We start from the raw sequence: 1,270 nt of genomic DNA on the forward strand, positions 1-1,270 counted from the left end.
GTGCTGCAGTTGCTGCCGATCGCACTCGTGCTCAACGTGGGCTCATCCGTCGGCTTTGCCATGGTGTTTGCCTTGTTGCTGGCAGCCATCATCTGGAATCTCGGCACCTGGTATCTCGGCCTTCCCTCATCGAGTTCGCATACGTTGATCGGTTCGATCATCGGCGTGGGTCTCATGAATCAGCTGATGAATTCAGGCAACGCGAATGCGGCTGTCGACTGGAGCCAGGCGCTGAGCGTTGGCAAGGCGCTGTTGTTTTCACCATTGATCGGCTTCGGTCTGGCCTTTGCGTTGCTGATGCTCCTCAAGCGCTTCGTCAAAGCGCCCGAACTCTACGCGGAACCGCATGGCGACCAGCCGCCACCGTTCTGGATTCGCAGCCTGCTGATCCTCACCTGCACGGGCGTGTCGTTCGCGCATGGCTCGAACGACGGGCAGAAGGGCATGGGCCTGATCATGTTGATCCTGATCGGCACGGTGCCCAGCGCGTACGCCTTGAACAAGGCGGTGACGCCCGGGGAAACGCAGACCTTCGTTTCGGTGGCGCACCACGCCAGCGAAACGCTGTCCAAGTACGCCACCGGTGCGCCGGCTGTCGCCTCGCCGCGCGACGAGATCGAGCACTACATCCAGACCAAGCAGGCCACGCCGTCGACCTTCGCTGCGCTGGTTGCCCTCACCGATCGCATCGGCGACCAGGTGGCGCAGCGTCCGACGCTCGCCGACGTGCCGCAGGGCGAGATCAACAACGTGCGTAACAGCATGTATCTCAGCTCAGAAGCGCTGCGTTTGATGGAGAAGAGCAAGCAACCGCAGTTCGCGCCCGAGGACCAGGCGGTGCTCGGCAACTACCACGGCTTGCTCGATAAATCGACGAAGTTCATCCCGACCTGGGTCAAGGTGGCTGTCGCTATTGCGCTGGGCCTGGGCACCATGGTCGGCTGGCGTCGGATCGTTCGCACCGTCGGCGAGCGTATCGGCAAGGAGCATCTCACGTATGCGCAGGGTGCTTCGGCCGAGTTGGTGGCCATGATTACGATCGGCGCGGCGGATCGTTTTGGCTTGCCGGTTAGTACCACCCACGTGCTGTCGTCGGGCGTCGCCGGTTCGATGGTGGCGAATGGCTCGGGGCTGCAGTGGGGCACGGTGCGCAGCATGTTGATGGCTTGGGTGCTGACGTTGCCGGTTTCCATCGCGCTGGCGGCCGGGTTGTTCTGGATGTTGGTCAAGGTGTTTTAGTGGGGGAGAGCATCGCCGATGAATCGGCTCC

1 protein-coding gene is annotated in these 1,270 nt (G+C 62.3%); it reads left to right on the forward strand.

Going from position 1 to position 1,270, the window contains the following annotated elements; all coding sequences use genetic code 11:
• Nucleotides 1-1,239: inorganic phosphate transporter (locus AC1DSN_RS22810; protein ID WP_477333137.1), on the forward strand; the 1,239-nt coding region annotated here is incomplete at its 5' end.
• Nucleotides 1,240-1,270 lie beyond the last annotated feature (31 nt).

It is taken from the genome of Luteibacter sp. P4_D7_3 (genome assembly GCF_056401735.1).